Consider the following 15,610-nt stretch of genomic DNA (forward strand, 5'->3'; position numbering starts at 1 on the left):
GGCACGCTCCTCAGATGTCCACGAAGAGCGTGGCCGGGTTCTCCAGCAGCTCCTTCAGCCGCTGCACGAAGACGGCAGCGTCCCAGCCATCGATGACGCGGTGGTCGAAGCTGGAGGAGAGGTTCATCATCTTGCGCGGCACGAAGGTGGTGCCGTCCCAGACCGGGCGCACGACCATCTTGTTGACGCCGACGATGGCGACTTCAGGATAGTTGATCACCGGCGTGGTCGCGATGCCGCCGAGCGCGCCGAGCGAGGTGATGGTGATGGTCGAGCCGGTCAGCTCGTCGCGCGTCGCAGTGCCGTCGCGGCCGCGCTCGGCGAGACGAGCAAGCTCGATGCCGCAGCCCCAGAGATCGCGCGCCTCGGCATGCTTCACCACCGGCACGATCAGGCCGGTCGGCGTCTGCGTGGCGATGCCGATGTTGATCGCCGCATGCTGGCGCACGATCCCGGCATCATCGTCATAGAGCGCGTTCAGCGCCGGCTGTTCGGCGAGCGCCTTGACCATGGCGCGCATCAGGAAGGGCAGCAGCGTCAGCTTCGGCCGCTCCGGCGTCGGCCTCTTGTTGAGCGTCGCGCGCAAATCCTCCAGCGGCGAGACGTTGATCTCCTCGACGATAGTGATGTGCGGGATGCGCGATTTCGACAGCGCCATCTTCTCGGCGATGCGGCGGCGCAGGCCGACGATCTTGACCTCGGTAACGGCGCTCTGCTCGACGAGCCCGCCGCCACGGACCGGCTCGGGACCGCGCAGCAGGAAGGCGTCGATATCCTGATGGGTGATGCGGCCGGCAGGGCCCGTGCCCTGGACCTGGCGCAGATCGACCCCGGCCTCGCGGGCCTTGAGGCGCACGGCTGGCGAGGCCAGCGGCTTCTCGCCCGGTGTGCGGCGCTGAGCGGGGGCGGCGTCAGCGCGCATGGGCTTGGGAGCCGGCTGAGGCGGTGCTGTCGGCTTGGCAGGGGCAGCCGGCGCGGCTGGCTTTTCCGCTTTGGGCGCTGGGGCCGCGGAAGCAGCGGCCGGCTTCTCGGCGAGCGCTTCCTCAGCAGGCTCCTCGGCTGCCGCACCTTCGCCCGCAACCTTCAGCTTCACGATGGCCGAGCCGATCGCGACGGTATCGCCGACCTCGGCGCCGACCCAGGTGACCTCGCCCTCGACCGGCGAGGGAATCTCCACCGTCGCCTTGTCGGTCATCACGGCGGCGAGCAGATCGTCCTCGCGGACGATGTCGCCGACCTTAACGTGCCACTCGACGAGCTCGGCTTCCGCAATGCCTTCGCCGACATCCGGCAGCTTGATGATGCGCTCGGCCATCAGCGTGCCTCCATGATGTCGCGCAGCGCCTGTCCGAGGCGGGCCGGGCCGGGGAAATAATCCCATTCCTGCGCATGCGGATAGGGCGTGTCCCAACCGGTGACGCGCATCACCGGCGCCTCCAGATGGTAGAAGCAGTGCTCCTGCACCAGCGCCGTAAGCTCGCCGCCGAAGCCTGAGGTGAGCGTCGCCTCGTGCAGCACGATGCAGCGGCCGGTCTTCTGGACCGAGGCGACGATCGCGTCGAGATCGAGCGGGACGAGGGTACGCAGGTCGATGACCTCGGCGTCGATGCCGGTATCCTCGGCGGCCGCCAGCGCGACATGGACCATGGTGCCATAGGCGAGGATGGTGACGGCAGAGCCCGCGCGCCGCGTCACCGCCTTGCCGAGCGGCACGGTGTAATGGCCCTCCGGCACCTCGGCGAGCTCATGCTTCGACCAGGCCGTTATCGGCCTGTCGTGATGGCCGTCGAAGGGGCCGTTATAGAGCCGCTTCGGCTCCAGGAAGATCACCGGGTCGGGGTCCTCGATCGCCGCGATCAGCAGGCCCTTGGCATCATAGGGGTTGGACGGAACGATCGTCTTCAGGCCGGAGACATGGGTGAAGAGCGCTTCCGGGCTCTGGCTATGGGTCTGGCCGCCGAAGATGCCGCCGCCGGTCGGCATGCGGATCACCAGCGGGCAAGTGAAGTCGCCGGCCGAACGATAGCGCAGGCGGGCAGCCTCCGAGACGATCTGGTCATAGGCCGGATACATATAGTCGGCGAACTGGATCTCGATGCAGGGCTTGAGGCCGTAGGAAGCCATGCCGATCGCGGTGCCGACGATGCCGGCCTCGCTGATCGGCGCATCGAAGCAGCGGGACATCCCGTATTTCTGCTGCAGCCCGTGGGTGCAGCGGAAGACGCCGCCGAAGAAGCCGACATCCTCGCCGAAGACCACGACGTCGTCGTCGCGGCCCATGGAGACGTCCATGGCGGAGCGGATCGCCTCGATCATCGTCATGCGTGCCATCGCGTCAGACTCCGATCTGCTGGCGCTGGCGGCGCAGATGCGGCGGCAGCTCGGCATAGACGTCCTCGAAGATGTCGCGCGCCGAGGGCTTGCCGCCGGAATGCAGGGTGCCGAAGCTCTCGGCCTCCTTCTGCGCGGCGATGACGGTGGCGAGGATTTCGGCCTCCGCTTGCTTGTGGCGCTCTTCCGACCAGGCGCCGACCGCGATCAAATGCTGCTTCAAGCGGATCAGCGGATCACCCAAGGGCCAGTCGTCGGATTCGTGCTTGGGGCGATAGGCGGAAGGGTCGTCGGAGGTGGAATGGGCGCCGGCGCGATAGGTGACGTATTCGACCAGCGTCGGCCCGAGATTGCGGCGAGCGCGCTCGACCGCCCATTGCGCGACCGCATAGACCGCGAGGTAGTCATTGCCGTCGACGCGCAAAGCCGGGATGCCGAAGCCGAGGCCACGGGCCGCGAAGGTGCCGGAGCCGCCGCGCGCGATGCCCTGGAAGGTCGAGATCGCCCACTGGTTGTTGACGACATTGAGGACGACCGGCGCCTTGTAGGTCGAGGCGAAGACGAGCGCGGCGTGGAAATCCGATTCCGCCGTCGAGCCGTCGCCGATCCAGGCAGCGGCGATGCGGGTGTCGTTCTTGATCGCCGAGGCCATCGCCCAACCGACCGCCTGGACGTACTGCGTCGCGAGATTGCCGGAGATCGAGAAGAAGCCGTGCTCCTTGGAGGAGTACATCACCGGCAATTGCCGGCCCTTCATCGGGTCGCGCTCGTTCGAGTAGATCTGGCACATCATGTCGACGAGCGGATAGTCGTGCGCGATCAGGAGCCCTGCCTGGCGATAGGTCGGGAAGTTCATGTCGCCGGGCTGGAGCGCGATACGGAAGGCGCAGCTCACCGCCTCCTCGCCCGTATGCTGCATGTAGAACGAGGTCTTGCCCTGTCGCTGTGCCATCTGCATGCGCCCGTCGAAGGTGCGCAGTGTCATCATGTGGCGCAGGCCGCGGATCAGGTCGTCATGCGAGAGATCGGGCACCCAGGGACCGACCGCCTCGCCCTCGCGATTGAGCACGCGGATGATCGAATAGGCGAGATCGCGGATGTCCTTGGGATCGACATCGACGGGTGGCCGCGCGACGGAGCCCGCCTTCGGGATCACGACATGGGAGAAGTCAGGCTTTTCGCCCGGACGACTCGCCGGCTTGGGGACGTGGAACTGCAGTGGCTGGGTTGCTGCCGGCGCCTGGCCTGACTTGTCGCTGCTCATGAGCGCCTCCATCCCTGACGCCACCAGCATTCCGCCTTCGCGCGCATCCCGCAAGCGCCTGTGGCGCTCTTCAGAGATGCGGGCCAAGGCGCATAGCCGACCGGCGATCGTTCCCCTTGCAACCAACGCTAGCGGGGACGGTTCGGAGGTTCATTCCGAATTTGCGGGGAAGGGCGAAATCAGGCAGAAGAAATGTCTGCCATAGCCGCTTTTCTCAGAATGATATCCCGATGAACAAAAAGAGCCAGAATGGTCCTGCTCTCGATCTGATCGATCGCAAGATTCTCGCTGCGTTGCGGGACGACGGGCGGCTCACGACGCAGGCCCTGGCCGAAAAGGTCGGGCTATCCCCCTCCCCGTGCTGGACGCGGGTGAAACGACTGGAGGAGTCCGGCGCAATCGAGAAATATGTCGCGCTGCTCGACCATAAGGCGCTCGGCTACAACAACATCGTCTTCGTCGAGATCACGCTCGACAAGCATGACGACAAGGTGCTCGATCAATGCGGCGAGGCGCTGAGCCGCGCGCCAGAGGTGGTCGAGGCTCATCTGGTGACGGGCGAGTACGACTATCTCGCCAAGGTCGTGGTCAGCGGCACCGACCATTACGAGCGCTTCCTGCGCGGAACGATCTACCGCATTCCGGGCGTCCGCCAGACGCGCACGACCTTCGGGTTGCGGGCGCTGAAGCGGACGCTGTCCGTCGATCCGCTGAAGGTGGTCGGTTAAATGGCCGTCATGCTCGGGCTTGACCCGAGCATCTCCTGCCGAAAGAGGCTCCTTGAGCCTCATCCTGCCTGAGATTCTCGGGTCTCCACTTCGCTTCGCCCGAGAATGACGGCCTTTATGGATGCGTCAGGCCAGCATCTCCCGCACCAGCGGCGCGACCTTCTCGCCGTAGAGCCGGATGCACTCCATCGCCTTCTCATGCGCCAGCGGGCCGGCGCTGTACTTCAGCTGGAACCGCGCGATGCCCAGCCCCTTGGCTGTCGCGGCGATCTTACGGGCCACCGTCTCGGGCGAGCCGAGATAGAGCGAGCCGCGCGCGACCTCCTGCTCGAACTCGTCCCGACCCATCGGAGGCCAGCCGCGCTCGGCGCCGATGCGGTCGCGCATCTGCTTGTAGGCCGGGAAGAACTCCTCCCTGGCCTGCTCGTCGGTGGCCGCGACATAGCCGGGCGAATGCACGCCGACGGGCTTGGCCGGCTTGCCGATCTGGCCATAGGCGCGGTGGTACAAGTCCACGAACGGCTTGAAGCGCAACGGGTCGCCGCCGATGATGGCGAGCATCAAGGGCAGGTCGTAGCGCACCGCGCGCACCACCGATTCCGGGCTGCCGCCGACGCCGATCCAGGTCTTGAGCGAACCATGCTCGATCGGCGGATAGACCAGCTGGTCCTTGAGCGGCGGGCGGATCGAGCCCTTCCAGGTCAGCGGCTCCTGCGGCAGCAGGCCGGCGAACAGGTCGAGCTTCTCCTCGAACAGCTTCTCGTAATCACGCAGGTCCAGCCCGAAAAGCGGAAAGGACTCGGTGAAGGAGCCGCGACCCAGGATGACCTCGGCGCGCCCGTTCGAGAGCGCATCGACCGTCGCGAAACGCTGGAAGACGCGGATCGGATCGTCCGAGCTCAGCACGGTCACGGCAGAGCCGAGCTTGATCCGGCTGGTGCGCGTGGCCATGCCGGCCAGCACCGTTTCCGGCGAGGAGACCGCAAAATCGGCGCGGTGATGCTCGCCGACGCCGATGAAGTCGATACCGATCTCGTCGGCCAGGACGGCTTCGTCGACCAGATTGCGGATCACCTGCGCATGCGGCAGCGGCTTGCCGTCCGCCCCGTTGGTGACGTCGCCGAAGGTGTCGAGCCCGAATTCCAGTTCCTGTGCCATGATCATCCCGAGGCCGCGGCGCAGCCCTTTGCCTGCCGGCCATCCCGGCTTCCGGGAGTTAGGGTCGGGATTGCCGCAGCGCAATTCTCCAGGCGTTGCCCCGGCAGCAACAGCCTGTTTGCACGAATGCAACCGCCTCGCTTGCAACGGCAGCGAACTCTGCCGATGCTCGGATGCGCGGCGACCTCCGCCGCCTCCGAGCCGACGCCATGATCATTCGCCAGCTGGTCTATCTCGACGCGCTCGCCCGCGAGAAGCATTTCCGCCGCGCGGCCGAGGCCTGCCATGTCTCGCAGCCGACGCTCTCGGCCGCGATCGTGCAGCTCGAGGAGGAGCTTGGCGTGCTGATCGTCGAGCGCGGGCGGCGCTTCCAGGGCTTCACCAAGGAGGGCGAGGTCGTGCTCGCCCATGCAAGGCGCATCCTGGCCGAGGCCGAGGTGATGAAGGATTCGATCGCCGAACTGCGCGAGGGCGTCTCCGGCCGGATCCGGCTCGGCGCGATCCCGACCGCCCTGCCGATGATCGCCCATATCACCGCGCCCTTCTCGGAGCGCTATCCGGCGGTGTCACTGACCGTGCTCTCGCTGACCTCGCAGGAGATCCAGCAGGGCATCGACGATTTCGAACTCGATGTCGGGCTGACCTATCTCGACAACGAGCCGCTCGACCGGGTGATCTCCAAGCCGATCTATCAGGAATCCTATGTCCTGCTGACGCGCGAGGATGGACCCTTTGGCGCGCGCGATACCATCACCTGGGCCGAAGCGGCCGAGCAGAAGCTCTGCCTGCTCACCGGCGACATGCAGAACCGGCGCATCATCGACGGCATCTTCCGCTCGGTCGGCACCGCGCCGCGGCCGATGATCGAGACCAACTCGATCTTCAACCTGTGCTCCCATGCCGGCATCCAGGGCGTCGCCAGCATCGTCTCGCTGCAATTGCTGGAATTCTTCGGCGTGCCACTCGGCACGAGGGCCCTTTCGCTGGTCGAGCCGGAGGCGCAGCGCACGATCGGGCTGATCGTGGCGGACCGTCAGCCGGTGGCGCCGCTTGCCCGCAACCTGCTGATGATGACGAAGCCCGTGACCGATGCCGGGCTGCCGCGGCGGCCCATCGTACGATAGACTTCGCCTATCGTCGTAGAAGCACCGCAGCATTGTGCAGCGCAAAACCGGCGCTTGGTGCAACTTTCGAGGCGCTGCAAGCCATCCCCTGAGGAAAGGCAGCTTCATATCGCACCGATTGATAGTCATAAGCTATCATGCGGTTGAAAGAAACGATTTGAAATCATTCCAGTTTCAACCACGCTCCCCTTAACGAGCGCCCGGCGAACCGGGCCTATGGAGGAAAGATGGCGGGTTATCCGGCCTGGGATCAGGACAGCGCACGCATGATCGTCGCGGGGCTGGCGCATCTGGAAGGCGCCACGCTGCCGATGCTGCACGCCCTTCGGGACGAGTTCGGCTACGTCGATCCGCAGGCCGTGCCATTGATCGCGGAGGTGCTGAACCTGTCGCGCGCCGAGGTCCATGGCGCGATCTCCTTCTATCACGATTTCAAGACCGCCCCGCAGCCGGCCCGCATCGTCAAGCTCTGCCGGGCGGAGGCCTGCCAGGCTTTGGGCTGCGAAAGCGTCGTCGCAGAACTCTCCGCCAAGCATGGTATCGCGGTCGACGAGCACCATGCCGGCGACGCCATCGTCGAAACGGTGTATTGTCTCGGCAATTGCGCGCTCGGGCCTTCCGCCCTGGTCGATGGCGAATTGATCGGGCGCGTCGACGCAGCCCGCATTGCCGGGTTCTGCCAGCACGGAAGGGCGCATTCATGAGCGCCAACCCGGTTCGCATCTTCGTCCCCGTCGACGCCGCCGCCCTGTCGGTCGGCGCGGAAGCCGTCGCGCAGGCCATCGCCAGCGAAGCGGCGAAGCGCGGGCTTGCCATCGAGATCGTCCGCAACGGCACGCGCGGCATGCTCTGGCTGGAGCCGCTGGTCGAGGTCGAGACAGCCGAGGGGCGGATCGCCTATGGGCCGGTCGCGGCCAAGGACGTGCCCTCGCTCTTCGATGCCGACTTCGCCTCGGGCGGCGCCCATCCCTTGCGCCTCGGCAAGACCGAGGAGCTCGATTGGATGAAACGCCAACAGCGCCTCACCTTCGAGCGCGTCGGCGTCATCGATCCGCTCTCGATCGCCGATTATCGCGCTCATGGCGGGTTCAGGGGGCTGGAGAAGGCGCTCAGCCTGACCGGCGGCGAGATCGTCGACGCCGTGAAGGCTTCGGGCCTGCGCGGCCGCGGCGGCGCAGGCTTCCCAACGGGGATCAAGTGGAAGACCGTCCACGACGCCAGGGCGGAGCAGAAATACATCGTCTGCAACGCCGACGAGGGCGACAGCGGCACCTTCGCCGACCGCATGCTGTTCGAAGGCGACCCCTATCTGGTGATCGAGGGCATGACGATCGCCGCGATCGCGGTCGGCGCGACGCGCGGCTACATCTACCTGCGCTCGGAATATCCGCATGCCCATCGTACCCTCCAGCGCGCGATCCTGAAGGCGGAAGCCGCCGGGCTGATCGGCGCCTCGGTGCTGGGCTCGCAGCACGCCTTCCATCTCGAAGTCCGACTCGGGGCCGGCGCCTATATCTGCGGCGAGGAGACCTCGCTGCTCGAAAGCCTCGAAGGGAAGCGCGCCGTCGTCCGTGCCAAGCCGCCGCTGCCGGCGCTTCAGGGCCTGTTCGGCAAGCCGACCGTCGTCAACAACGTGCTCTCCTTCGCTGCCGTGCCCTGGATCATGGACCATGGCGCTCAGGCCTATGCGAATTACGGCATGGGCCGCTCGCGCGGCACGCTGCCGATCCAGCTCGGCGGCAATGTCAGGCGCGGCGGGTTGATCGAGCTCGCCTTCGGCATTTCGCTGCGCGAAATCATCGAGGATATGGGCGGCGACACGCTCTCGGGCCGGCCGATCCGGGCGGTGCAGGTCGGCGGGCCGCTGGGCGCCTATCTCACGGCCGAACAGCTCGACGTGCAGATGGACTACGAGGCGCTCGCTGCGATGCGGGCGATGCTCGGCCATGGCGGCATCGTCGTCTTCGACGACAGCGTCGACATGGCCCGGCAGGCGCGCTTCGCGATGGAGTTCTGCGCCAAGGAATCTTGCGGCAAGTGCACGCCCTGCCGCATCGGCGCAACGCGCGGCGTCGAGGTGATGGACCGCATCATCGCGGGCACCGAGGTGCCGAAGAACATCGCCGTGCTGCGCGATCTCTCGAAGCTGATGATCGATGCATCGCTCTGCGCCATGGGCGGCTTGACCCCGATGCCGGTGCTGAGCGCGCTCGACCATTTCCCCGAGGATTTCGACCGTACTCCCAGCCCACGGCAAAAAATTGCTCTGGCGGCCGAGTGAGGAGGCTGAGATGAGCCTGATCAAGGAAATCGACTACGGCACGCCGATCCGGCTTTCCGAGAAGACGGTGACGCTGACCATCGACGGCCAGAGCGTCACGGTGCCGGCCGGGACCTCGGTGATGGCGGCCGCGATGAGCCTGGGCACCAAGATCCCCAAGCTCTGCGCCACCGACTCGCTCGAACCCTTCGGTTCCTGCCGGCTCTGCCTCGTCGAGATCGAGGGGCGGCGCGGCACGCCCGCGTCATGCACGACTCCGGCAGAAGACGGAATGATCGTGCGCACCCAGTCGGAGAACCTCTCGTCCTTACGCAAGGGCGTGATGGAGCTCTATATCTCCGACCATCCGCTGGACTGCCTGACCTGCTCGGCCAATGGCGATTGCGAATTGCAGGATATGGCCGGCGCGGTCGGCCTGCGCGAAGTCCGCTATGGCTATGAGGGCGAGAACCACGTCTTCGCCAAGGGCAAGGACGGCGCGGTCAACGAGAACTGGCTCGCGAAGGACACCTCGAATCCGTACTTCACCTACGACCCGTCGAAATGCATCGTCTGCAATCGCTGCGTGCGGGCCTGCGAGGAGGTGCAGGGCACCTTCGCATTGACGATCACGGGCCGCGGCTTCGACTCGCGCGTCGCGGCGGGGCCGACCGATTTCCTGGGTTCGGAATGCGTTTCCTGCGGCGCCTGCGTGCAGGCCTGCCCGACGGCGACGCTGATGGAGAACAAGGTCATCGAGCACGGCCAGCCCGAGCATTCGGTGGTGACGACCTGCGCCTATTGCGGCGTCGGCTGCTCGTTCAAGGCCGAGATGCAGGGCGACCGCGTCATCCGCATGGCGCCCTACAAGGACGGCAAGGCGAACGAGGGCCATAGCTGCGTGAAGGGCCGCTTCGCCTGGGGCTATGCGACCCACACCGACCGCATGACCAAGCCGATGATCCGGGCGAAGATCACGGACCCGTGGCGCGAAGTGTCATGGGAAGAGGCGATCACCTACGCCGCCTCCGAATTCAAGCGCATCCAGGCGAAGTATGGCCGTGAATCGGTCGGCGCCATCACCTCCTCGCGCTGCACCAATGAGGAGGTCTTCCTCGTCCAGAAGCTGGTGCGCGCCGCCTTCCGCAACAATAATGTCGATACCTGCGCCCGCGTCTGCCACTCGCCGACCGGCTATGGCCTCAGGACGACGCTCGGCACCTCCGCCGGCACGCAGGACTTCAAGTCCGTCGCCAAGTCCGACGTCATCCTCGTCATCGGAGCCAATCCGACCGACGGTCACCCGGTCTTCGCCTCGCGGATGAAGAAGCGCATCCGCGAGGGCGCCCGCCTGATCGTCGCCGATCCGCGCCGGATCGACATGGTGCAGTCTCCGCATGTGAAGGCGGATTACCACCTGCCGCTCAGGCCCGGCACCAATGTCGCGCTGCTCAATGCGCTCAGCCATGTCGTCGTTACCGAGGGGCTGATCGACGAGGCCTATGTGCGCGAGCGCTGTGATCTCGGCGATTTCGAGCATTGGGCCCGTTTCGTCGCCCGCGAGGAGAACTCGCCGGAGGCAAGCGAGTCCTATACCGGCGTGCCGGCGGCGGATGTGCGTGCCGCGGCTCGGCTCTACGCCACCGGCGGCAATGGCGCGATCTATTACGGGCTCGGCGTCACCGAGCACAGCCAGGGCTCGACCACGGTGATGGCGATGGCCAACCTCGCCATGGCGACCGGCAATATCGGGCGCGACGGCGTCGGCATCAATCCGCTGCGCGGCCAGAACAATGTCCAGGGCTCCTGCGACATGGGCTCCTTCCCGCACGAGTTCTCGGGCTATCGCCACGTCTCGGACGACTCGACCCGGCAGGTCTTCGAGATGCTCTGGGGCGTGCCGCTCGACCCCGAGCAGGGCCTGCGCATCAACAACATGCTCGACGAGGCGGTCGAGGGCACGTTCAAGGGCCTCTATGTCCAGGGCGAGGACATCGCCCAGTCCGACCCCAACACCAAGCATGTCACGGCGGGCCTGGCCTCGATGGAATGCGTCGTCATCCAGGACATCTTCCTGAACGAGACGGCGAAATACGCCCATGTCTTCCTGCCGGGCGCCTCCTTCCTGGAGAAGGACGGCACCTTCACCAATGCCGAGCGGCGCATCAACCGGGTCCGGCAGGTGATGGCGCCGCTTTCCGGCAAGGACGAGTGGCAGGTCACGATCGAGCTGGCGCGGGCGCTGGGCTACGAGATGGCGTACGGCCATCCTGGCGAGATCATGGACGAGATCGCGCGGCTGACGCCGAGCTTCGCCGGCGTCTCCTACGACAAGCTCGACAAGCTCGGCTCGGTGCAGTGGCCCTGCAACGACAAGGCGCCGACCGGCACGCCCCTGATGCATGTCGACCGCTTCGTGCGCGGCAAGGGCAAGTTCATGATCACCGAATACGTCCCGACCGACGAGCGGACCGGGCCGCGCTTCCCGCTGCTGCTCACCACCGGCCGCATCCTCTCGCAATACAATGTCGGCGCGCAGACGCGGCGCACCGAGAACGGCGCTTGGCATGACGAGGACGTGCTCGAGATCCACGCCTTCGACGCCGAGAGCCGCGGCATCCGCGACGGCGACCTCGTCGCACTCGCCAGCCGCTCGGGCGATATCGCGCTCAGGGCCATGATCTCCGAGCGCATGCAGCCGGGCGTGGTCTACACCACCTTCCACCACGCCAAGACCGGTGCCAACGTCATCACCACGGATTATTCGGACTGGGCGACCAACTGCCCGGAATACAAGGTCACCGCTGTCGACGTCCGACGCACCAATGCTTATTCCGCCTGGCAGGAGAAGAATTTCGAGGAGGACGTGACCTTGCGCCGGATCGCGGAACGCCTGCCCGATGCCGCGGAATAACCGCGAAACCCAGCCGCCAGCCTCGGCCGCTGTCACGGCCGAGCCGCTGCGCTTCGGCGCGGCGCGGGAGGACGCACGCGAGATCGAGGTCGCCGTCGAAACGCCGATCAATATCGTCTACGGCAACATGCCCTATGCGGTGATGATGGCGAGCCCCTCCGACCTCGAGGATTTCGTCACCGGCTTCAGCCTGACCGAGGGCATCGTCCGGGAAGCCTCCGAGATCCGCGGCATCAACGTCGAACCGAAGGACGAAGGCGTCATCGTCACCGTCGAGCTTGCGCCGGGCCGCTTCCGCGAGCATCTGGCGCGGCGGCGCAACCTCTCGGGCCGGACCTCCTGCGGGCTCTGCGGCGTCGAGACCATCGAGGAGATCCCGATGGCCGATGCGGCGACGCGAGCGTCCCGCGCCGTATCCGCCGCGGCAATCGAGACAGCACTTGCTGAACTCGACAAGCACCAGCCGCTGAGCCAGCTCACCCGCGCCGTCCATGCCGCCGCCTGGTGCGATGCGAACGGCGTGATCCTGGCCGTGCGCGAGGATGTCGGCCGCCATAACGCGCTCGACAAGCTGATCGGCGCACGGCTCCGCGCCGGAGCGGATGCCAGCGGGGGCTTCCTGCTCGTCACCAGCCGCGCCTCGTTCGAGATGGTCGAGAAGGCCGCCATCTTCGGCGCCGGCACGCTCGTCGCGATCTCGGCGCCGACCTCGCTCGCCATCGAGCGTGCCCGGCATCTCAGCCTGACGCTTGCCGCGGTCGCGCGCCGCGACGGCTGCATCGTCTTCACCGGTGCGCTCGCGCCCGAATCCGAGACCATTGCCCGATGACGGAGGCCGGCCTGACCACAGAACCCACCGCGGCCGACCACCACGCGGAGAACGTCGCGAAGCTCCTGCGCATGGCCGGGCAGATCGCCGATTTCTTCAAGGCCTATCCGGAAGCGGAGGCCATCGCCTCCATCGCCGACCACATCAACCAGTTCTGGACCGGGCGCATGCGCGGGGACTTCCTCGCCGCCTTCGCGGACCGGCCGGAGGACCTCCCGCCCCTGCTGCGGCAAGCCCTGCTGCGGATCAGGCCGGGGCGCGGAGGATAGCGCGTAAGCCGCCGCCCTGGCGGCGCATCGAGAGAGTGCAACGAGCCAGGAACCTACCTGGCCCGAACAGCGAAGCCATGGGGAAAGGAACCGGGGAATGAGTGTCGCACAGGATATCGGACAGGCGGGAGGCGGCATCGGCCTGCTCGACCGCGAAAGGACCATCGCCAAACCGGGCTTCAACCGCTGGCTCGTGCCCCCGGCTGCGCTCTGCATCCACCTGTGCATCGGCATGGCCTATGGCTTCTCGGTGTTCTGGCTGCCGCTCAGCCAGGCGATCGGCATCACCAAGCCCGTCGCCTGCGCGGCGGATGTCGGCCTGATCGGCTCGCTGTTCACCACGGCTTGCGACTGGAAGGTCGCCGATCTCGGCTGGATGTACACGTTGTTCTTCGTGCTGCTCGGCTCCTCGGCCGCGATCTGGGGCGGCTGGCTCGAGCGCGTCGGCCCGCGCAAGGCGGCCTTCGTCTCGACCCTGTGCTGGTGCGGCGGCCTGCTGATCTCGGCGCTCGGCGTCTACTGGCACCAGCTCTGGATGCTGTGGCTCGGCTCCGGCGTCATCGGCGGCATCGGGCTCGGCCTCGGCTACATCTCGCCGGTCTCGACTCTGGTGAAATGGTTCCCGGACCGGCGCGGCATGGCGACCGGCATGGCAATCATGGGCTTCGGCGGCGGAGCGATGATCGGCTCGCCGCTGGCGGACATGCTGATGAACTATTTCAAGACGCCCGCCTCGGTCGGCGTCTGGCAGACCTTCGTCGCAATGGCCGCGATCTATTTCGTCTTCATGATGGCAGGCACCTTCGGCTACCGCATCCCGCCGGCCAACTGGCGCCCCGAGGGCTGGACCCCGCCGGCGACGCAGAACGCCATGATCACCTCCGGTCACGTGCATCTCCAGAACGCGCATAAGACACCGCAGTTCTGGCTGATCTGGTCGGTGCTGACGCTCAACGTCTCGGCCGGCATCGGCGTGCTCGGCATGGCTTCGCCGATGCTGCAGGAGATCTTCGCGGGCTCGCTGATCGGCAAGCCGGAGATCGGCTTTTCCGCGCTCGACGCCGGGCAGAAGACGCAGATCGCCACGATCGCGGCGGCCTTCGTCGGCCTGCTCTCGCTGTTCAACATCGCCGGGCGCTTCTTCTGGGCCTCGCTGTCGGACAAGCTCGGCCGCAAGCTGACCTATGCCACCTTCTTCGGGCTCGGCATCCTGCTTTATGCGCTCTCGCCCTGGGCGGCACATGCCGGGTCGCTCGCGCTCTTCGTCGCCTTCTTCTGCATCATCCTGTCGATGTATGGCGGCGGCTTCGCGACGGTGCCCGCCTATCTCGCCGACATGTTCGGCACGCAGTTCGTCGGCGCGATCCATGGCCGCCTGCTGACGGCGTGGTCGACGGCCGGCATCATCGGCCCGGTGGTGGTGAACTATATCCGCGAGGCGCAGATCAATGCCGGCGTGCCGCGCGCGCAGGTCTATGACCGCACCATGTACATCCTCGCCGGCATGCTGGTGCTCGGCTTCCTCTGCAACCTGCTGGTCCGCCCCGTCGCGGCCAAATGGTTCATGAAGGATGCCGAGGTCGCGGCCTTGCAGAAGCGATCGGCCAGTGTCGACGGGGCAGCTCACTACGGCTCCTACGGCATCGGCAAGGGCGGGTTCGACGGCACGGCCATGCTCGCCTGGGCCGTGGTCGGCCTGCCGATCGCCTGGGGCGTCTGGATCACCCTGTCCAAGTCGCTGGCGCTGTTCCGCTAAACCACGACATCCCTGCCCTACCCGAAGGCCCGCATCGAGCGATCGGTACGGGCCTTCGTCTGTTGCGATACAGCGTTCAAACGACGGCGCTATTTCAGCAACAAGGCAACCGTGCCGGCGATCGGATCGGTGACGCCGAGCCCGCCGCCGAGATCGTCGAGCGTATGGCGGAAGCTGTTGAGCGTGGCGATCATCTGCGGGCGCGCCGCCGCCATCGCGGCCATGCTCTCCCATTCTGCGATGATGCAATAGCGCCCCTCCCCGGCGGCGATGATGTTCGCGTGCCGCAGGCCCGGCCAGTCGGCAGCGACATTGCGATGGGCGTCGAGAAAGGCGGTCTCCATCCCCGGCTTGACCTTGAAACGAACGGCATTGAATGCGGTCATGGCGGCCTCCAGCGTTCGGAGAGATGACCTTACGGCAAGCGATGTACTTCTCCTCGTCACGATCACGTGCCGGTGAACCCAACGAGCACCGGGCCGTTGTCAGAGAGTAGCTTTCCAGGCGCAGGATAACCCACCCAACCAGAACGGGAGACAGCATCATGGCGATCAACAAGACCGGCGCGGCCCATTGGGAAGGCGGCATCAAGGACGGCAAGGGCACGATCTCGACCGAGACCAAGGCGCTCGACGCCTATCCCTACGGCTTCGCCAGCCGCTTCGAAGGCAAGCCCGGTAGCAATCCCGAGGAACTGATCGGCGCGGCGCATGCTGCCTGCTTCACCATGGCGCTCTCGCTGATCCTCGGCGAGGCCAATCTCAAGGCCGATGCGCTCGACACCACGGCGCGGGTAACGCTCGACAAGCTCGAGGACGGCTATGCCATCACCGCGATCCACCTGACGCTGAAAGGCAAGGTGCCCGGCGCCGACCAGGCGACCTTCGAGTCGCTGGCCGGCAAGGCCAAGGCCGGCTGCCCGGTCTCGAAACTGTTCAAGGCGCCAATCACGCTGGAAGCGACGCTGGTCAGCTAAC

14 protein-coding genes are annotated in these 15,610 nt (G+C 66.4%); 9 read left to right on the forward strand and 5 right to left on the reverse strand.

Annotated elements, in window-relative coordinates; genetic code table 11:
• Window positions 1-10: 10 nt before the first annotated feature.
• From ASE61_RS16610 to ASE61_RS16620, 3 genes are read right to left on the reverse strand one after another with little or no spacing between them, the layout of a single operon-like run.
• Window positions 11-1,315: a dihydrolipoamide acetyltransferase family protein gene (locus ASE61_RS16610; RefSeq protein WP_061968711.1), complete on the reverse strand. Its 1,305-nt coding sequence runs from the start codon at window positions 1,313-1,315 to the stop codon at window positions 11-13.
• Entirely contained in the window at window positions 1,315-2,331 is a 1,017-nt protein-coding gene (locus ASE61_RS16615) for an alpha-ketoacid dehydrogenase subunit beta (protein WP_061968713.1), read from the reverse strand. Before ASE61_RS16615 ends, ASE61_RS16610 begins: the two co-directional genes overlap by 1 nt.
• 4 nt (window positions 2,332-2,335) lie before the next feature.
• Window positions 2,336-3,595 carry a 3-methyl-2-oxobutanoate dehydrogenase (2-methylpropanoyl-transferring) subunit alpha gene (locus tag ASE61_RS16620; RefSeq protein ID WP_061969144.1) on the reverse strand — a complete coding sequence of 420 codons (1,260 nt, stop codon included), beginning with the start codon at window positions 3,593-3,595 and terminating at the stop codon, window positions 2,336-2,338.
• A 230-nt stretch (window positions 3,596-3,825) separates the two neighbouring features.
• On the opposite strand from ASE61_RS16620, the gene ASE61_RS16625 reads away from it, so the two are divergent.
• Window positions 3,826-4,323, forward strand: a complete 498-nt coding sequence (locus tag ASE61_RS16625; protein WP_061968714.1) for an Lrp/AsnC family transcriptional regulator — start codon at window positions 3,826-3,828, stop codon at window positions 4,321-4,323.
• A gap of 126 nt (window positions 4,324-4,449) precedes the next feature.
• Here the strand turns inward: ASE61_RS16625 and ASE61_RS16630 are convergent, their stop codons facing one another.
• A complete protein-coding gene (locus ASE61_RS16630; protein WP_061969146.1) occupies window positions 4,450-5,481 on the reverse strand; it encodes an LLM class flavin-dependent oxidoreductase in 1,032 nt (343 codons plus the stop codon).
• Window positions 5,482-5,690: 209 nt separating this feature from the next.
• Here ASE61_RS16630 and ASE61_RS16635 point away from each other — a divergent pair, with 209 nt between their 5' ends.
• The 7 genes from ASE61_RS16635 to ASE61_RS16665 all read left to right on the forward strand — a co-directional run bounded on the left by ASE61_RS16635 (window position 5,691) and on the right by ASE61_RS16665 (window position 14,633).
• On the forward strand, window positions 5,691-6,605 hold the full coding sequence (locus ASE61_RS16635) for a LysR substrate-binding domain-containing protein (RefSeq protein WP_244492883.1): 915 nt from the start codon (window positions 5,691-5,693) through the stop codon (window positions 6,603-6,605).
• A 227-nt stretch (window positions 6,606-6,832) separates the two neighbouring features.
• Entirely contained in the window at window positions 6,833-7,309 is a 477-nt protein-coding gene (locus ASE61_RS16640) for an NAD(P)H-dependent oxidoreductase subunit E (RefSeq protein WP_061968716.1), read from the forward strand.
• Window positions 7,306-8,886 carry a formate dehydrogenase beta subunit gene (locus tag ASE61_RS16645; RefSeq protein ID WP_061968717.1) on the forward strand — a complete coding sequence of 527 codons (1,581 nt, stop codon included), beginning with the start codon at window positions 7,306-7,308 and terminating at the stop codon, window positions 8,884-8,886. Before ASE61_RS16640 ends, ASE61_RS16645 begins: the two co-directional genes overlap by 4 nt.
• A 10-nt stretch (window positions 8,887-8,896) precedes the next feature.
• Window positions 8,897-11,779, forward strand: a complete 2,883-nt coding sequence (gene fdhF / locus ASE61_RS16650) for a formate dehydrogenase subunit alpha (RefSeq protein ID WP_061968719.1) — start codon at window positions 8,897-8,899, stop codon at window positions 11,777-11,779.
• Entirely contained in the window at window positions 11,766-12,608 is an 843-nt protein-coding gene (fdhD, locus tag ASE61_RS16655; protein WP_061968721.1) for a formate dehydrogenase accessory sulfurtransferase FdhD, read from the forward strand. Before fdhF ends, fdhD begins: the two co-directional genes overlap by 14 nt.
• The gene (locus ASE61_RS16660; RefSeq protein ID WP_061968723.1) at window positions 12,605-12,877 is read left to right on the forward strand and encodes a formate dehydrogenase subunit delta; all 273 of its coding nucleotides are present in this window, start codon (window positions 12,605-12,607) and stop codon (window positions 12,875-12,877) included. Before fdhD ends, ASE61_RS16660 begins: the two co-directional genes overlap by 4 nt.
• Window positions 12,878-12,974: 97 nt before the next feature.
• A complete protein-coding gene (locus ASE61_RS16665; protein ID WP_061968724.1) occupies window positions 12,975-14,633 on the forward strand; it encodes an OFA family MFS transporter in 1,659 nt (552 codons plus the stop codon).
• 89 nt (window positions 14,634-14,722) lie between these two features.
• On the opposite strand, the gene ASE61_RS16670 is transcribed toward ASE61_RS16665, so the two are convergent.
• Window positions 14,723-15,019, reverse strand: a complete 297-nt coding sequence (locus ASE61_RS16670) for an antibiotic biosynthesis monooxygenase (RefSeq protein WP_061968726.1) — start codon at window positions 15,017-15,019, stop codon at window positions 14,723-14,725.
• A gap of 158 nt (window positions 15,020-15,177) precedes the next feature.
• Between ASE61_RS16670 and ASE61_RS16675 the strand changes: the two genes are divergently transcribed.
• Window positions 15,178-15,609, forward strand: coding sequence for an OsmC family protein (locus ASE61_RS16675; protein WP_061968728.1), 432 nt, complete (start codon window positions 15,178-15,180; stop codon window positions 15,607-15,609).
• Window position 15,610: the final 1 nt, after the last annotated feature.

The organism is Allobosea sp. Root670 (assembly GCF_001429415.1).
GTDB classification, from domain to species: domain Bacteria; phylum Pseudomonadota; class Alphaproteobacteria; order Rhizobiales; family Beijerinckiaceae; genus Allobosea; species Allobosea robiniae.

Coding starts and splice junctions, on each gene's coding strand:
- ASE61_RS16630 (WP_061969146.1), bottom strand. CDS start 5,481: ATGGCACAGGAACTGGAATTCGGGCTCGACACCTTCGGCGACGTCACC.
- ASE61_RS16625 (WP_061968714.1), top strand. CDS start 3,826: ATGAACAAAAAGAGCCAGAATGGTCCTGCTCTCGATCTGATCGATCGC.
- ASE61_RS16635 (WP_244492883.1), top strand. CDS start 5,691: ATGATCATTCGCCAGCTGGTCTATCTCGACGCGCTCGCCCGCGAGAAG.
- ASE61_RS16670 (WP_061968726.1), bottom strand. CDS start 15,019: ATGACCGCATTCAATGCCGTTCGTTTCAAGGTCAAGCCGGGGATGGAG.
- ASE61_RS16640 (WP_061968716.1), top strand. CDS start 6,833: ATGGCGGGTTATCCGGCCTGGGATCAGGACAGCGCACGCATGATCGTC.
- ASE61_RS16620 (WP_061969144.1), bottom strand. CDS start 3,595: ATGAGCAGCGACAAGTCAGGCCAGGCGCCGGCAGCAACCCAGCCACTG.
- ASE61_RS16665 (WP_061968724.1), top strand. CDS start 12,975: ATGAGTGTCGCACAGGATATCGGACAGGCGGGAGGCGGCATCGGCCTG.
- ASE61_RS16645 (WP_061968717.1), top strand. CDS start 7,306: ATGAGCGCCAACCCGGTTCGCATCTTCGTCCCCGTCGACGCCGCCGCC.
- fdhF (WP_061968719.1), top strand. CDS start 8,897: ATGAGCCTGATCAAGGAAATCGACTACGGCACGCCGATCCGGCTTTCC.
- ASE61_RS16615 (WP_061968713.1), bottom strand. CDS start 2,331: ATGGCACGCATGACGATGATCGAGGCGATCCGCTCCGCCATGGACGTC.
- ASE61_RS16660 (WP_061968723.1), top strand. CDS start 12,605: ATGACGGAGGCCGGCCTGACCACAGAACCCACCGCGGCCGACCACCAC.
- ASE61_RS16610 (WP_061968711.1), bottom strand. CDS start 1,315: ATGGCCGAGCGCATCATCAAGCTGCCGGATGTCGGCGAAGGCATTGCG.
- ASE61_RS16675 (WP_061968728.1), top strand. CDS start 15,178: ATGGCGATCAACAAGACCGGCGCGGCCCATTGGGAAGGCGGCATCAAG.
- fdhD (WP_061968721.1), top strand. CDS start 11,766: ATGCCGCGGAATAACCGCGAAACCCAGCCGCCAGCCTCGGCCGCTGTC.